Below are 14625 nucleotides of genomic sequence, written 5' to 3'. Positions count from 1 at the left end.
TGTGAAAGGCTGCGGCCCCAGATCGTCAGGTTGCGTGAGAGCCTGCCGCTGTCCGCGGATAATGCTCCGGCTGACGGTGCCAGCCGTGCTGCGCCGCAGGCCACAGCGAATGCGCGCGAAGCCGGTTCCAATGCGCCGAAGGTCAGGATGGCGCCTGCGCTCCCGGCTCCATCTTGCGACGAAGAGCGCGCACGCCTGGCACAATTGCGCTCCAGTCCGTCCCGGGACGACGTCGTCCGATTTGAAGCGGAGCTTGCCTGTGAGGCGTTACGTCCGCAGGTGATGCGGCTGCGAGAGAGTCTGCCGGGCGGCTAGTTGGCTCCCTAAAGCTATTTGATCACATAGGATTTAACGTCGAGCCACCAGCTGTTTGCGCCCAGTTTGCCGGTTGCGGTGTCGGGAATTCGAAGTTCGTTGATCCATTTTTCCACGTAGTTCGCGATATCTGTGTCCGTCTCGAGCCGATGAGGAAGGTCGGGCAGGTCAAGAAGTTGCACACGCTTCTCGCTCAGGATGGCAATGACGGCAGCAGCTCCTGTTGGTGGGGAGATGATGTACTGAAAGCCGCGGGCCGCCGCCGCGGCTGTTGGCAGGACCAGGGTCTCACCAGGCTTGAGGACGTTCATGTCTGTATTGTCGAGCTGTGAGAGCAGCTCGGGGTTCGGAAATATCTGTGTCATCTTTCCGGACGCGTCGATGTCTACCAACAGCAGATAGCCCGGCTTCCTGGCTGTGATGCGGAAAGTGACCTTCGAACCGACCTCGATCGGACGGCTGGCGATCATTTCGAGGCTTACATTGGTTGCAGCCGCCTGTTGTTGCGCCGCTGGCGTTTCCACCACCAGAATGCCTGAATAGGCGGGTCCGCGTTGACCTCGCTGCGATGGTAAGTCCTGTCCGGTTAGATGCGCGCGCTGGACGGAACCGGAACCGGTCGCTGCGTGGGCGTGACCGGCGCATAGCGGGATCATAACCCACAGGGCTTGCAATCCACGCAGGCTTAATCGCGACATCATCGGCGTGCTTTGCAATCCTAGGGAACAGAAAAGAAGCCGATCGAGCCAATGCGCGCATCAGGCGGAGCATAGCGAGCAATGGCTTGAATCACCTGTCCCGGCGCCCGTCGCCGGTTGAGATGCAACAAGAGGCTCTCCAGTTCTGCCATGCGCTGCTGCGACGTGATTGCGACGACCTGCTCGGCGCCAAAAGGTTCCCGGACTCGCAGCGGCAGGCGCAAATTCGCTGACTGGTTGAGCGAGGCATCAGAGCCTATCGGGTAAAGCATCTGGATCGTGCCGTCTCCCGATACATTGAACAAGAGCACGGCGCGGTTATTCACGTCAGATATATCGATGTCGATGGTCTGATTGCTGCGATGTTGCCGGTCATCCGGGGAAACCCGCATTATCTGTGGCGAACGCGTCGCGAACTTCTTGAGGTCGCGGATCGCAGCGGTGCGATCGACAACGGATGCAAGGTCTGTTGGGTCCACCTTGAATGCGACAACGTCACCCCAAGCGATGACATCCTGCGATGAAGGGTCCCAGATGAGATCAGGGTTGTCAGTTGGTTGAACGGATTCGATCGTGACGTCGCGTGACTTCACATCCGGCAGCGCTGATGTCGAGCCATCCAGAACTGCAAGCCGGATCGGCGCTGCGATGCGTTCCTGTGTGAAGCCGTTGCCTGCGGGCGGCGCGGGGGCCCAAGCGACGGTGCAGGAGCTGCATTGGTGGATGGAGGGGGCTATTGGGCGCCTGCATCAAGACCACGCCTCGGGTGAGGTCGAAAACCACATCAGAGTCAGGCGACTGGCCGGGCGATGTGACGGTCACGATATTCTGGCGTTGATCGGATAGTTGATACACGACCTGACGAACGTTAGCGAACAATTCGCTCACTGTGATGCGCCCATCGTGATTGGTGTCCGCGCCGCCCTCGATGGCACGCGCGACGGCGTAGCTCAGTGCGCCGCGCAGACCGCTGATGCCGGGAATTCGGACTTCCGGCGCTTTGGTGCTGCGGTCGACTGCGGCTAGGAACGCAGTACGGTCGAAGTCGAACTCGCTCCGCGGATCGCTCTTGTCCGACACCGGCTGGAGCTTGTCGACCAGCAGCGTATAGCGGGGAACCTGGCGGAAGCTCATTTCCTCTGCGCGGGGATCAATCTCGCGCGCCATTCCGCCCCCATGGCAGGTATCTGCAACGAACACAACTTTGGCGCCGCGCATTTCGAACTGCTTAATGAAATGATTGAACTCGCTTGCCAGGATTCGCTGCACGGATCCTGCGGCCGTAGGCGCGAAATCGGGCAGAAGAAAAACGTTCTCCATGCCATCTGGTTCGGAGCCCTTGATGCGCTCGGGCTCCTGTGCGCCGTGTCCGGCTATCGAGAGGAAGATGACGTCATTGCTTTTGGTTCTTTGCAGCAGCGCATTCATTTCGCGAAGCACCGCTGCGCGCGATGCCTGGGCATCGACGAGCACCGTGACGTCAGTGACGCCCATTCCCTTCAGCGACGCCTCGACGTCACGTGCGTCGGCCACGGCACCCTTCAGAGGGCGGACCTGCTGATACGCGTCGATTCCTATGACGAGCCCATGGACGCTGCCGCCGCCGGGACTTGCGATCGAGATTCCGCCCGTGGCCCAGACCTGACCGGTCGAAAACCACATCAATGCAGCAACGGCGAACGCAGCAGATCTGTTCATTTCATGCCTATCGGTGCACATTATTTCCTGCGGCTATTGCTTTTTTGCTGATTGACGTCGCCGCGTCGTCTTTATATGTCTCTGCCGAGACGACCATCTGATCATCGGCCAGTCCGCGAAACCGGACCGGAACGTAACCACGTGCCAGCAACGCCGCCAAAGGATAGACATTTCGGCACACACGGCCATTACAGCCTCCCGTCGAGGCCTCCATCACTTCAGCCTTGCGATCGGGTGTGAAGCGCAGGAACAGCATGACGTGCGAGCCCGCCTTGTTTAAGGCATCGCCTGGTCTCAAATCCCAAGGATTCTCCAGCGGCCTCGCGATCGCCGGGATGGCTGCGGTCGTATAGTGGACCGACAAACCCCATGTGGCGCTGACGAATGCCGAGCAATCCACGCCGGCGACGTCGCCGCGCGGCGTATCCCGCGTGCAGACGTTGCCCGCCTTGATACCCCGGTCTATCTGCGCGCGGAAGCTCGCCAGCGAACCGTGACATCCCCAGCAGTAAGGCACGCCACGGACCTGTTGATTGACCTTTCCCTGCAGATACCATGGCCGACGAATGCGGCTGAAGCCGCTACACGCGCTGTCCGGATCGCTGCCGTAGTTGGCTGGCGTCAGGTTCCATTGCAAACCCTCAAAGGCGAAAGCCGTCTCCACGACCTGCTGGCGGTTCGACGGCCGGATGGCGGCAATGGCGCCGAAATTTTTCGTTATCCCGACGAGCGTTCCGTCCTGTCGTAGCGGGCGGACGTCGATCATCTGCGCGTTCGCCAGTTGGCGAAACCCGACGCCGACCACGGCGACCGAGTCGGCCTTGGTGCGTAGAAAAAATACGTCACCGTCGCCGGAGATGGCGACGAAACGACGCGTCAGCGGCGTGTTTGCCAACGGCAGTTCATAGACGCCCTCAAGCTTGCCGTCAGGTTTGAAGCGCGCGACGAAGGTCGATGCCTGTCTGGTGGATTCCGGGATATCTTCGGCCAGTACATAGAGGCGGCCGTTGTTGTCGACCTCGAGGAATTCGACAGCGCCGAGCCGATTGCGAACCCGCAAATCCAGTTCGGCAACTCTCGCGTTGTCGTCCTTGCTGCGGACTTCGATATGTACGCTGCTGTCAGTCTTCGGAACGACGTCCGCCACCACCGAGCCTTTGCCGCGCGAGGCGACAAACTGCCGGCTGAGCGGCCTCTTCTTCGTGATCGTGACGGCTCGGGTGCTTTCATCCAGCAGCTCGGACGCGGCGCCGGGGAGTTGTGATCCCATCTGGGCAAAGGCGGAGGTCACGAATGGATCCTCAATGCCGCGCGTTATCACCTCCTCGAGAGTAACGGGCTCCGTCGAGATACCACGGGTCGACTGTGCGGCGGCCTTCAGCGTCCGGACCGATCCGTCCCAGACCAGGATGTCGTCCGCACGCACCACGATATCGGTCGGCTGCACATCGTCGGGCATCTTCAGGATCGCCGGCTGCTCCCCGGGCTGCCTGGGATCGAATTTCAGAATGCGCCCGTTGATTTGGTCGAGCAGGAACACGTTCCCGTCCTTGTCCAGCGTCAGCGCCTGGGGCCCGGACAATTCGATATCTTCGCCGGCTTCAACGATGCCCACCGCATCCGCTCCGGTGCCGCTGAAAAACTGTTTGATGATGGTGTCATCAGCGACCGCCACGGAGGCCGATGCGATGATCGCGCCGCAGCTAACAATCCAGGCCGCACACCTCAGACGAAACATCTTCACCTCAAAGTCTTGAGCCGATGCCATCACGCAGCGCCAAGGCGATACCGAACTCCGTACTGCAGGGTGTCAATATACGTCGATCTGGATCATATTTGAAGGAGCCAAACGCGATCCGACAGGGTGCGCAAATAGCCATACGTACTAACACGCGGAAGAAGGAGTGGGGTGATGAGGGATTTGGTTCGCTGCGCTCTGGTCATAGCGGCCACGACGAGTTGGCACACCTCGGCGCAGTCTAACGATTCCGCGGCTGAGCTGTCGATCGGCGGCCTCAGGTTCATGCAGACGAACGCCATTTCTATGGAGAGCGAAGAACTGCGAATTGCACTCGACAGCATCAGCATTCGCTATCAGTTCGCGAACCTGTCGGGCAAGCCGGTGACATTAACGGTCGCGTTCCCGCTGCCGGATATCGATCTTTCCGAACCGGAGAGTATTGTTCTGCCGGCAGGAGATCCGCTCAATTTCGTGGCGTTCGAGACCAAAGTCGACGGCCGCCCAGCGAAATTTACCTTCGATCAGCGCGCCTGGATCGGCGACAAGGATGTCAGCAGTCTGCTCAGTCAGTTGCAGTTTCCGATGCTGCCGATCGGAACGAGGAGGTCCGCATCGCGGATCTGCGGGAGGCCACGCGGGAAAAGCTGCTTTCCAACGGGCTGCTCACGGCGATAGGCAACAGCGACAACGGCCGTCCGATCTACAGCTTTGCGTGGATCGTCAAAACCTCCGCGGTGCGTCAGCAGACCTTTCCGCCGGATCGATCCGTGACCGTCGAGCATCGCTACAGACCCAGCGTCGGTACGGCAGCCGATACGATTTTGCGGACCCCGCTTCGAAAGAACAAGGCGCTTGCGGGACAGATCGAACAGTACAAAAAGGACTTTTGCATAACCGATGGAATGTTGACCGGCCTCGATCGGCTCGCCGGTAAGGGGGCGCTGCAGGAGCGACGTATCAGCTATGTGCTTCATACCGGCGCGAACTGGGCGGCACCGATCAAGACGTTCAAGCTCGTCGTCGATCCGGGCGGCAAGGAGCGTTTTGTCAGTTTTTGCAGTACGGGCCTCAAGCCGGTCGAGAACCGCCCGTTCGAATACGAAGCCACCAATTTCAAACCCGATACAGATCTGAAGGTTCTGGTGGTCGGCAAGTTCTAATGGCGCTTGCACTTGGCGCCGCGTCATTTGCCCAGACGGAAGTACCTCGCTGCTGCCGTCATGTTCGTCCCTTCCGCTTGCGTATCGGCGAGGACCTTCGGAAAGAATTGATCCGCTGCGACGGGACGCTGTAGCTTCAGCGCGTCGACAGGCTGAGCTGTCGCAACGGCCATCAGGAGTTGCGGTCGGGCCGGTCCGTCGCTTTTCTGCATGCCGATCGAGAAAGCGAGTACGTCGATACCGGGCTTCATGAGGCTGGACAGGTTCTGCACCTGGCCGGCGTCGGAGATCAACAGCAATTCGACCGTACGATTGGCTACGTTCTCGACGGTGCCATTCAGCGTCTCGCCGTTCGGCACGTCGGTCGAGGCCAGCAAAATCCGGGGCGTACGTAGCCGCTCGCCGCGTGACTGGTTCAGGAAGCGAACCGCGGCACACTGCTGATCCGTGATCAGGCGCGCGCCGATCGACGGGGCGAAGCCCAGGGCGCGTTTGAAATTCGCCGCGAATTCGTCGAAGCGCGCGGGAGTGGCTGCGAGACCTTCCAGCACGGCCGCGTTGGTGCTGATCGCCACCGGCATCAGGAAGAGACATTCGCCGCCTTCATAGCGTTCGACAAAATTGCGGATCTGGTCAGGCCGGCTGACGGATCCATCGATCGGAGGTATCGTCAAAGGGGGCGTGCGTGCGATCGGCGGACCTGCATCCGGCGCATTGATGGGGGAGGCGACTTGGGTCGCGGAGCCGCGGAGCCCGGACTGAGCTGAGGTGCGTCCAGCGAGGGCGCGTCGGCATCGTTAGTCGAATAAACCGCATAGGCCACCACGCCCGCGGCGATGAGCGTGGCGGCACCGGCTGCAATGAGCCAGGTCGGAACCTTCCGTGCGCCGGCGACGGGCGATGACGGACTGCTCGCATCGGCTGTTGCGCGTTTGAATGTTTGCGCCGGCTCCGCTGCGCCGAACGTCTGGGTTGTGATCTCCTCCATGGAAGCCAGGCGCTTGGCCGGATCGGGTTCCAGCATTTGACGCAACAAGGGTCGAAAGCGTGCGTCGACAGCATCGAGATTGGGAATTTGCCGCCGCTTCTCGACGAGATCGAACTGACTGCCGCCCATGTCCAGTTTCTGCCCGCAGGCGGCATAGTAAAGCACGAGGCCAAGGCTGTAGATGTCCGATTTTGGCGTGATGTCGCCGCCGTACAAGCCGACCTGCTCCGGCGAGACGTAATTCTCCTTTCCGGCGAAGCCGGAGCCGATGATCGTCGGGTCACCGCCCTGGGTCGACCGGGCGATGCCAAAATCGATGATCTTGGCCTTCGTGACGTCTCCATGCGGAACGATGATATTGTCGGGCGAGACATCCCGGTGAACGATTCCGCGTTCATGCGCAGCCTGAAATCCTGAAGCGACGCGACGCAGCAACTTCCCCAGTTGTTCGAATGGTAGCGGGCCCTCCAGCAGCATGTCCGAGAGCGACCGCCCGTCAACAAACTCCATTGCCAGATAGGGCCGCTGCAACACCGGCTCCACTGTAAACAGGAAATATCGCACGATGGCGTCGTGCGGGAGATGGTGCAGGGCCGCCGCTTCGCGACGGAAGAGAGCCAGCGAGATTTCGTTGTCGGCGACGTCCGGGAGCAGCATCTTGATGGCGACGGCGGCACCGGTCTGGATCTCATGGGATTTATAGATCTCGCCCATGCCGCCGGCGCCGATCATCTCGTCGATTTCGTAAATGCCGTTCAGCCGGGTTCCGGGGGGACACCGCGACGTTGCGGTCGATAGGGGCTCTGCTGGCTCACGCGCGAAGCCCCGTCCGCTTCCTGCCGGAAAGGCATGTCGGACGCGATGAAGGATCACGTGGCTGCGGCGGTACGACGAAACTCGTCACGCTGGTCTCCGCAATGATGCGTGGCGCTGTCACGGTCCCGCACTCGCCAATCCGGGGAGAGATATAGCACAGCTCTGTCGACCAGGTGCATGACGCGGCCCGGCCGGCATGGATGTTAGGCCGGCCGGCCATGCCGGTGCAAGTATCGGCCGGCCAATCGCGCTTCGACGTCCGCCCGGTCGTTGGTCAGCGGGATTTGGCCCGGGCCTTTTTCGACCGCTTCTTGGCGGTGGATCGCGGCGGACGAACAGCTGGCTTGAGGGAGGCTCGTTTTTCCGGCGGTCTCGCCGCAGAGACGGGCGGCGCGGTCAGTGCGGCAAAGTCTGCCTCGATCTGATCCGCCAGGCTTTGCAGACCGTAGAGAAGATTGAACATGACCGGGTCGGCCTCGGCGGATACGTGCTTGGCCGCCTCCTTGAAGTTTTCGCGGGCGATTACATAACCAGCGCGCATGGATTGGGTCCTCCCTCAATGACAACGTCGTCGCGTCAGTTGGTTCAATGCCGGTTTCCGCGCATGTGATGCGCGAGCAGTCAGTCGTCCCTGTCTTCGAAGCGCCACAGCTCTCCCCATTCACCGGTCCAGATATTGTCGGGGTCGATGATGACGATCGGCAGCTTTTTGGCGTTGGCGAGCTGAATGGTGCCGATCACCGCGTTGCGAACCGGCATTTCCTCGCTCGTCAGGTCGGCCGGCAACTGATCGGGCGCTGCCGATTTCGGGCAATGAATGATCCCGATCTCGCCATCGTCTTTCTTCATCAGCTTCAGATTGATGGCATTCGGCTGGAAGTCGTCAACCTGCTCAAAACGGTTTTTCGCCATGATCACTTCCAGCCATGGGAAAAATCGTCATTCTCGACGGTGATCTCGACATCCTTCAGCTTTTCCTTGCTCAGGGCATGCTTGAGGAATTCGCGCGAAAGCGCCGGCAGGATCGAATTGTTGATGATATTGTCGATCATCCGCCCGCCGGAATCGGGATCGTTGCACAGCGAGACGATGCGATCGACCACGGCGTCGCTGTAGCTGAAGTTCGCGTCGTGGTTTTCGCGTACACGCCGACCGATCCGGTCGAGTTGCAACCTGGTGATGCCGCCCAGCATCTTGTTGGACAGCGGGTAATACGGGATCGAGACGATGCGGCCGAGCAGAGCCGCAGGAAAGATCTTCAACAGCTCTGGACGCAGTTCCTGCGCCAGCGCCTCCGAATCGTCGCGATATTTGGGATCGGCGGACAGTCCCATGATCAGATTGGTACCGACGTTGGTCGTCAGGATGATCAAGGTGTTCTTGAAATCGATCCGTCGGCCGTTGCCGTCATCCATGAAGCCCTTGTCGAAAACCTGGAAGAAAATCTCGTGTACGTCGGGATGGGCTTTCTCCACCTCGTCGAGCAGGATCACGCTGTATGGCTTGCGGCGAACGCCTTCCGTCAACCGGCCACCCTCGCCGTAGCCGACATAACCGGGCGGGGCGCCTTTCAGCGACGATACGGTATGCGCCTCCTGGAATTCCGACATGTTGATGGTGATCATGTTCTGCTCGCCGCCGTAGAGCGCTTCCGCGAGAGCGAGCGCGGTCTCTGTCTTGCCGACGCCGGAGGGACCGCACAGCATGAAGACGCCGATCGGCTTGTTCGGGTTGTCGAGCTTGGCGCGATTGGTCTCGATACGGCGTGCGATCATGGCGAGGCCGTGCGATTGCCCGACAACGCGCCTGTTGAGAATTTCAGGAAGGCGCAGCACGTTCTCGATATCGTCCTTGACCATCCGGCCGACAGGTATACCGGTCCAATCGGACACGACCGACGCTACGACCTGCGCATCGACATGTGCGTAGATCATTCTGTGCTCCGGATCCCGCGATTCCAGCGCATCGACCTTTTCCCGAAGCCGCGTGCGGGTTTCCTCGTCACCGACCGCGGCGGCCGGGCTAAGTTCCGGCGCGTTTGTAGCCGGTGACGGCTCTGCCGGCGGATAGAGAATATCGCGCAGGCTGCGAATCTCCCCCACCAGCGCGCGTTCGGTTGCCCAGTCGGCTTCGAGGACCGCAAGGGATTCTTTCAGAGTTGCGATCTCGGCGTCGATTGCGGCAATCCTGCCTTGGTCCTGCGCCCCGAGGTCCTGATCGGTGATCAGCGCGGCCTTCTCGGCCTCGCGGGACGAAATCGTCGCGGCCTGATCTTCGATCGCCGCGGGAATGCCGCTCTGGCTGATCGCCACTCGCGCTGCGGCGGTATCCAGAAGGCTGACAGCCTTGTCCGGCAGTTGCCGTGTCGGAATATAGCGGTGCGACAGGTTCACGGCAGCGACGATGGCAGCATCGGAGATCCGTACCTTGTGGTGCCTCTCCATCGGGCCGAGCATGCCGCGCAACATGTCGCAGCATTTGCCGACATCGGGCTCGCCGATCTGGATCGGCTGGAAACGACGCGTCAGCGCCGGGTCCTTCTCGATATACTGGCGGTATTCCGACCAGGTCGTCGCCGCGATGGTGCGAAGCGTGCCCCGGGCCAGCGCGGGTTTAAGCAGGTTGGCGGCGTCACCGGTACCGGCGTTGCCGCCAGCGCCTATCAGCGTATGGGCTTCGTCCACGAAAAGGATGATCGGAATCGGCGATTGTTGAACCTCGTCGATCACGGAGCGCAGCCGTTGCTCGAATTCACCCTTCATGGAGGCGCCGGCCTGCATCAATCCGATATCCAGCGCGCAGAGCCGGACGCCGCGGAGCGGCGAGGGTACGGTTCCGGCGGCGATCCGCTGGGCAAATCCCTCCACGACCGCGGTCTTGCCGACGCCTGCCTCGCCGGTCAGGATCGGATTGTTCTGGCGTCGTCGCATCAACACGTCGATGATCTGGCGAATCTCCTCGTCACGCCCAAGGATCGGATCCATGTCCCCCGATTTTGCCCGCGCGATCAGGTCCTGCGAAAATCGGTCGAGTGCGGTGGTGCCTTTTTGCGAGGTCGTATCGGAGCTGCCGCCGGCGACCAGTCCCGATCCGTCCATCGGCCGGAGATTTTCTTCCGACGATCCCGCCCATATGGCCCTGTATTCAGCCGTCAGGACGTCGACCGAGACCTTGGCGAATTCGGATGAGAGTTCGGTGAAGGCGCGGCGGAGTTCTCGGGATTGCAGGGCGCCGACGAGGATGTGGCCGGTACGGATCTGCGTTTCGCCGAAAAACAGGGTGGCGTAGTGCCAGCCACGATCGAGCAGGTCCATGACGGTATTGGAGACCGCCGGCATTTCGGTTTCGTTCTTGCGAAAGCCGTTGAGCGCGGCGCCGATGTCGGTCGACAATCTGGCCGGGTTGATCTTGAAGTGGTTTGCGGTGAGGCCGATATCGGTCTGCTCGCTCTGCAGGATGTGGGACATCCAGTGAGCCAGTTCGACGTTTCGGTTGCCGGCCCCCTTGGCCTGACGCAAGGCCTTGAAGAAGGCCTCATAAGCCACACGGTTGAGTTTGCCCGCGACGGTTTCCAGACTGATATCGGTCATTCCGTCTCCTCTCCCGTCATTGGTTTCGGGCCATGTTCTTGCGCTTCAATTTCATGCGCTCGGTCGGATGAAACCGCGCATCGCGTCGGAAGCTTTCAGTACCGGTCCAGTTCGGCGCCATCCAGCTGGTCCAGCCAAGCTGGCCGAAGCGTCCGAGCCTGACGGGCTCCGCGGCACCGGCCGGAATGGCCAGTTCCGCGTCCCAATCCAGTTGCTCGCCGTTATACAGAAACACCAGATCGGCGAGCGGTTCGCAGAGGTCGCCGGTTGGCAGAAACTGGATGTATTGCGCCAGATTTTTGGTGAAGATCCGGACCCGGATCTTGTCCTGCACGCTGAACACGGTCCGTCCGAGCAAGGCGCCGTCGCCAAGGATGTTGTAGCTCTGACCGATAAACGTCCATTCTGCGCGCTCGATCTCAAGTCGCGTGCCGACAAACTCTTCGACTTCCGCGTCGACCGCAAACAATCCGCAAATGGCGTCTGTCAGTCGCGACGCGGATCTGGCCTGCGCTCCCATCAGACCGGAAAAGCCGAGCTTGGTCACATCAGGGATGCTGTCTCGATCCTGATAGGGGCCCGATCCAATGCCGATGGCCGATCCGATATAGGCGATGAAGCGGTCGTCATGAGGGCGGTCATGTTGAACGATCGGCCGGGAGTCCGCCCAGGCGCGGTAGAACAACTGGATGAACCGGTGGTTGAAGACATCGAGGAAGCGAGGAAAGGCGTCGTCTTGCGCGAGGACATACTGGAAAGCTTCCTCGGTCGTGGCCAGGGGCAGCGGGCCCTGCGGTCCCAGCAGGCCCATATATTTCACGTAAATCTTCGGCGGCTTGCCGTCCTGCAGCGAGATGCGCGCGAGGTTGGACGCCGGGAAGTCCATAAATGGATCCTGCCCGAGCCTGACCAGTTCATCGCGCTGCGACGTGCTGCCGCCGATACGCGGCAAGTCGGCGAACGTGCGTTCGAGCTGTCGCAGGACGGCGAAATAGTCGAAGCGCCACGGTTCCTTCTCCAGGTTATCGAAGAGTGTCACGTTGCGCCCCGATCGATCATAGCGGCCTCCGTGTACCGATACGTGGCGGCCAGCGCATGATCTCGCCGCGCTCGACGGAGCGGATGACGGTCTGTGTAAAGTGATTGAAGCCGGCATATTCGGAGAAGAACCGTTCCAGCACTGCCCCGAGCAGGAAAATGCCGCTTCCCTCGAAAACCTTCTCGTCGATCGTGACGGTGATCTCGATACCCCTGCCAGCGCCGATGCCGCTGCGCTGCCGCATTCGGCGGACGATCGGCCGGCTGTCGACGCTGCGCACGCCGCGGATACGACGCTCGGCCACGGCATCGTTCGTATTGGCAAACATCGTCAGTATTTCGCGCAGCGCCTGAGCGTCGTTGCCGGCTGCGCGCTGGACCAGGCCCAGATGGTTGGTGCTGAGCATGTTCACGAGGCGCCACGTGACAGTGCCGGTATGAGCCGTCTCGCCGCGACTGCGCAACTGCGTCACGACAGGTTCGCGCGGCGGCGTCGGGCCGGCGACGCAGGTCAGATCCAGCGTGAAATCGTCGATCAGATGGAAGTCCGCGCCTCCGGTGCCGACCGGGAGATGCTCGGTCAGATGCCGGTTCGAGCACAGCGCGCGCACGCTCAGTTCCGAAATCGCGTTGGCGTCGTCGGTGCCGCCGGCGGCGCTGAGCGAAATGAACATGTCGGTCCCGGTATAGTCCGAGGAAAAGCCGACGCGCTTCTCTTCGACGCTGCGCCGGCGCGGAAGCCGGCGGGTCGTATAGTAGACGTCCGATGCGACCTGGCCGTCGAGCGACGCCGCATAAAGCGGTTTGACCGGGACTTTGTCCTGACCGCCGGGGTAATGCGCGAATACGTCGAGCAGCCGATGCGGCTCGAAGTCGAGATAGTGACTCCGGTCAGGCACGACGTGATATTCGTGCTGGCTCGATGTCGCGGGAATTCGATCGGTCGTCTTCTCGAACAGATTGATCGCCGGCGCGGCGTAGAATGCAAACATCGCGGGCTGGACCGCCGCCGGCAGGCGCGAATTCACCTCGTCGAAGCAGAACAGGATATCGATCGTCTTTGCCTTCAGGCGAGGCATGACCTCGTCGAGCCGGCTGAGATTGAGGCCGAGAAATTTGCCGGGGAACACGAAAAACTCGCGCAGCAGGTCGAAACCCTCGAATACGCGATGATCGTTCGGAAATAGCGTTTCGTCGCGCCCGAAGCCGACCTGCTGCACCATCTCGGGCGGCGCGCTGTACACGACAGGATCGCCGAATTCGTCGAGATGACGGAAGTAGACCCCTTTGCAATGCGCAAGAACCTGCTCGTACAGCGCCACGGAGTCGGCTTCCGGGCCGACGAAATACAGCGGCAAATCCGTGGTCTTGCAGCCCGCGAACAGGGCATCCGGCTTCTTCGCGACCTCGGCGTCCGACGGCTCGTCCTCGCGCCGCGCGGTCGATCTGTAGGTCAGCGTCAGGCGCATGCCGGCTCGCACGCCGGCGCCGGCACGGACCCCCAGCGCCTGAAGCGGGGCGGGCGACGAGAAGTACTCGGCGCCGGTCAGTTCGAAAGGCCAAATCGTAATTCCCGCCGAGAGGCGATAGCGGCATGCGATCTGCCGGTCGATCTGGCGGAATGTGGCATCGACGTAGGATCCGCGGGGGACCGCATGCCCGTCGCGCAAGGCGGGATCGCCATATATCGGTTCGACGCGAACCAGCATCATCGAGGGCGTCGGCGCGAGATAGTGGGGAACCAGCTGCTCGAGCAGATTGGAGGTGAATTCCGGAAATTCGTGCTTGAGCTTCAGCTGAACGCGGGCGGCGAGAAAAGCCGCGCCTTCGAGCAGGCCGTCGATCATCGGATCGATCCGATCCTCGAGCAGGCCGCCCAGCCGCTCTGCGACGCCGGGATATTCGTCGGCAAAATCGCGCGTTTGCTCATGAAGCAGCTGAAGTTCTCGATTATACAGATCGAGAAATTCTCTGTTCATGACCGGATCACAGACGATTCACGATGATCTTGCCGGTGTCGATGACGTCGGCGACGAACTGGACGGGGATGTTGACCGGATCGCATGTCAGATCGGCGTTCACCACGAATCTGATTCTGAGCTCCGCCGCATCGACCGTGTTGTCTCTCTCTATATGAAGCGATGCCTGGGCCAGCCGCGGCTCGTAGTTCGTGATCGCCTGCTTTAGTTCACCGGGAATGTGGTTGACGCCAATCTCATCGATCGTGCGATGAGAAATATCGGGAATGCCGAAATTGATGATCGATCTGCGTGCGTATGGAAAATCATCCATCTCGATGGTTGATTCCAGCGCCACCGTATTGAGCAGAGCCTCCAGATCGCGGGAGACCTCGCGCCGCAGCAGGTCCTCGGTGATGACCTGTCGGCCCCGCACGCGACGGCCGGCAATAATACGATCGCCGGCCTCGTTGCGTAGATCGGCTTTCAGGGCTGCGTCCTTGGCTTCATGCGCCGCGCGGAACGCGTACATCAGCGGCGGGCTCAGGCGGGACTTCTTCGTTACATCTGCCATGCCGGACCCGATCCGATTGCCACCAAACAAAGTCTGTCCGCGTCACGCA

12 protein-coding genes and 1 pseudogene are annotated in these 14625 nt (G+C 61.1%); 1 reads left to right on the top strand and 12 read right to left on the bottom strand.

Annotated elements, in window-relative coordinates:
* Nucleotides 1-329: 329 nt before the first annotated feature.
* Genes ONR75_RS30985 through ONR75_RS30970 form a run of 4 tightly spaced genes read right to left on the bottom strand, consistent with a single transcriptional unit; the run spans nucleotide 330 to nucleotide 4479 of the window.
* Nucleotides 330-1016: a DUF4384 domain-containing protein gene (locus tag ONR75_RS30985; RefSeq protein ID WP_265080616.1), complete on the bottom strand. Its 687-nt coding sequence runs from the start codon at nucleotides 1014-1016 to the stop codon at nucleotides 330-332.
* Between the two features lie 17 nt (nucleotides 1017-1033).
* A complete protein-coding gene (locus ONR75_RS30980) occupies nucleotides 1034-1606 on the bottom strand; it encodes a DUF4384 domain-containing protein (RefSeq protein ID WP_265080615.1) in 573 nt (190 codons plus the stop codon).
* Nucleotides 1563-2711 carry a caspase family protein gene (locus ONR75_RS30975; RefSeq protein WP_265080614.1) on the bottom strand — a complete coding sequence of 383 codons (1149 nt, stop codon included), beginning with the start codon at nucleotides 2709-2711 and terminating at the stop codon, nucleotides 1563-1565. Before ONR75_RS30975 ends, ONR75_RS30980 begins: the two co-directional genes overlap by 44 nt.
* Nucleotides 2712-2718: 7 nt before the next feature.
* Entirely contained in the window at nucleotides 2719-4479 is a 1761-nt protein-coding gene (locus ONR75_RS30970) for a hypothetical protein (protein WP_265080613.1), read from the bottom strand.
* Between the two features lie 144 nt (nucleotides 4480-4623).
* Here ONR75_RS30970 and ONR75_RS32980 point away from each other — a divergent pair.
* A pseudogene (locus tag ONR75_RS32980) lies at nucleotides 4624-5612 on the top strand (DUF4424 family protein).
* A 23-nt stretch (nucleotides 5613-5635) separates the two neighbouring features.
* Here ONR75_RS32980 and ONR75_RS30955 read toward each other — a convergent pair.
* The 8 genes from ONR75_RS30955 to tssE all read right to left on the bottom strand — a co-directional run bounded on the left by ONR75_RS30955 (nucleotide 5636) and on the right by tssE (nucleotide 14576).
* Nucleotides 5636-6193 (bottom strand): hypothetical protein, encoded by a 558-nt coding sequence (locus tag ONR75_RS30955; RefSeq protein ID WP_265080611.1) that lies wholly within the window; start codon nucleotides 6191-6193, stop codon nucleotides 5636-5638.
* A gap of 89 nt (nucleotides 6194-6282) precedes the next feature.
* Complete coding sequence (locus tag ONR75_RS30950; RefSeq protein WP_265080610.1) at nucleotides 6283-7332, bottom strand: serine/threonine-protein kinase; 1050 nt, start codon at nucleotides 7330-7332, stop codon at nucleotides 6283-6285.
* A 358-nt stretch (nucleotides 7333-7690) separates the two neighbouring features.
* A complete protein-coding gene (locus tag ONR75_RS30945; RefSeq protein ID WP_265080609.1) occupies nucleotides 7691-7957 on the bottom strand; it encodes a hypothetical protein in 267 nt (88 codons plus the stop codon).
* Nucleotides 7958-8037: 80 nt separating this feature from the next.
* The gene (locus ONR75_RS30940; protein WP_265080608.1) at nucleotides 8038-8328 is read right to left on the bottom strand and encodes a hypothetical protein; all 291 of its coding nucleotides are present in this window, start codon (nucleotides 8326-8328) and stop codon (nucleotides 8038-8040) included.
* Between the two features lie 2 nt (nucleotides 8329-8330).
* Complete coding sequence (tssH, locus tag ONR75_RS30935; RefSeq protein ID WP_265080607.1) at nucleotides 8331-11006, bottom strand: type VI secretion system ATPase TssH; 2676 nt, start codon at nucleotides 11004-11006, stop codon at nucleotides 8331-8333.
* Between the two features lie 16 nt (nucleotides 11007-11022).
* Nucleotides 11023-12162: a type VI secretion system baseplate subunit TssG gene (gene tssG, locus ONR75_RS30930; RefSeq protein WP_265080606.1), complete on the bottom strand. Its 1140-nt coding sequence runs from the start codon at nucleotides 12160-12162 to the stop codon at nucleotides 11023-11025.
* Nucleotides 12062-14023, bottom strand: coding sequence for a type VI secretion system baseplate subunit TssF (tssF, locus tag ONR75_RS30925; RefSeq protein WP_265080605.1), 1962 nt, complete (start codon nucleotides 14021-14023; stop codon nucleotides 12062-12064). The genes tssG and tssF overlap by 101 nt, the downstream gene beginning before the upstream one ends.
* Nucleotides 14024-14030: 7 nt before the next feature.
* Nucleotides 14031-14576 carry a type VI secretion system baseplate subunit TssE gene (gene tssE / locus ONR75_RS30920; RefSeq protein WP_265080604.1) on the bottom strand — a complete coding sequence of 182 codons (546 nt, stop codon included), beginning with the start codon at nucleotides 14574-14576 and terminating at the stop codon, nucleotides 14031-14033.
* Between the last annotated feature and the right edge of the window lie 49 nt (nucleotides 14577-14625).

Origin of the sequence: Rhodopseudomonas sp. P2A-2r, from assembly GCF_026015985.1 — a bacterium.
Taxonomy (GTDB): domain Bacteria; phylum Pseudomonadota; class Alphaproteobacteria; order Rhizobiales; family Xanthobacteraceae; genus Tardiphaga.
The sequence above is the reverse complement of the archived record's forward strand: the minus strand, read 5'-3'. Positions and strand labels throughout refer to the sequence as shown.

Excerpts from the sequence above, each read along its gene's own strand:
- ONR75_RS30940 (WP_265080608.1), bottom strand. The coding sequence starts at position 8,328 with ATGGCGAAAAACCGTTTTGAGCAGGTTGACGACTTCCAGCCGAATGCC.
- ONR75_RS30945 (WP_265080609.1), bottom strand. The coding sequence starts at position 7,957 with ATGCGCGCTGGTTATGTAATCGCCCGCGAAAACTTCAAGGAGGCGGCC.
- ONR75_RS30970 (WP_265080613.1), bottom strand. The coding sequence starts at position 4,479 with ATGGCATCGGCTCAAGACTTTGAGGTGAAGATGTTTCGTCTGAGGTGT.
- ONR75_RS30955 (WP_265080611.1), bottom strand. The coding sequence starts at position 6,193 with ATGCCGGTGGCGATCAGCACCAACGCGGCCGTGCTGGAAGGTCTCGCA.
- tssG (WP_265080606.1), bottom strand. The coding sequence starts at position 12,162 with ATGCCGGCTTCAATCACTTTACACAGACCGTCATCCGCTCCGTCGAGC.
- ONR75_RS30950 (WP_265080610.1), bottom strand. The coding sequence starts at position 7,332 with ATGATCGGCGCCGGCGGCATGGGCGAGATCTATAAATCCCATGAGATC.
- ONR75_RS30985 (WP_265080616.1), bottom strand. The coding sequence starts at position 1,016 with ATGATGTCGCGATTAAGCCTGCGTGGATTGCAAGCCCTGTGGGTTATG.
- tssH (WP_265080607.1), bottom strand. The coding sequence starts at position 11,006 with ATGACCGATATCAGTCTGGAAACCGTCGCGGGCAAACTCAACCGTGTG.
- tssE (WP_265080604.1), bottom strand. The coding sequence starts at position 14,576 with ATGGCAGATGTAACGAAGAAGTCCCGCCTGAGCCCGCCGCTGATGTAC.
- tssF (WP_265080605.1), bottom strand. The coding sequence starts at position 14,023 with ATGAACAGAGAATTTCTCGATCTGTATAATCGAGAACTTCAGCTGCTT.
- ONR75_RS30975 (WP_265080614.1), bottom strand. The coding sequence starts at position 2,711 with ATGAACAGATCTGCTGCGTTCGCCGTTGCTGCATTGATGTGGTTTTCG.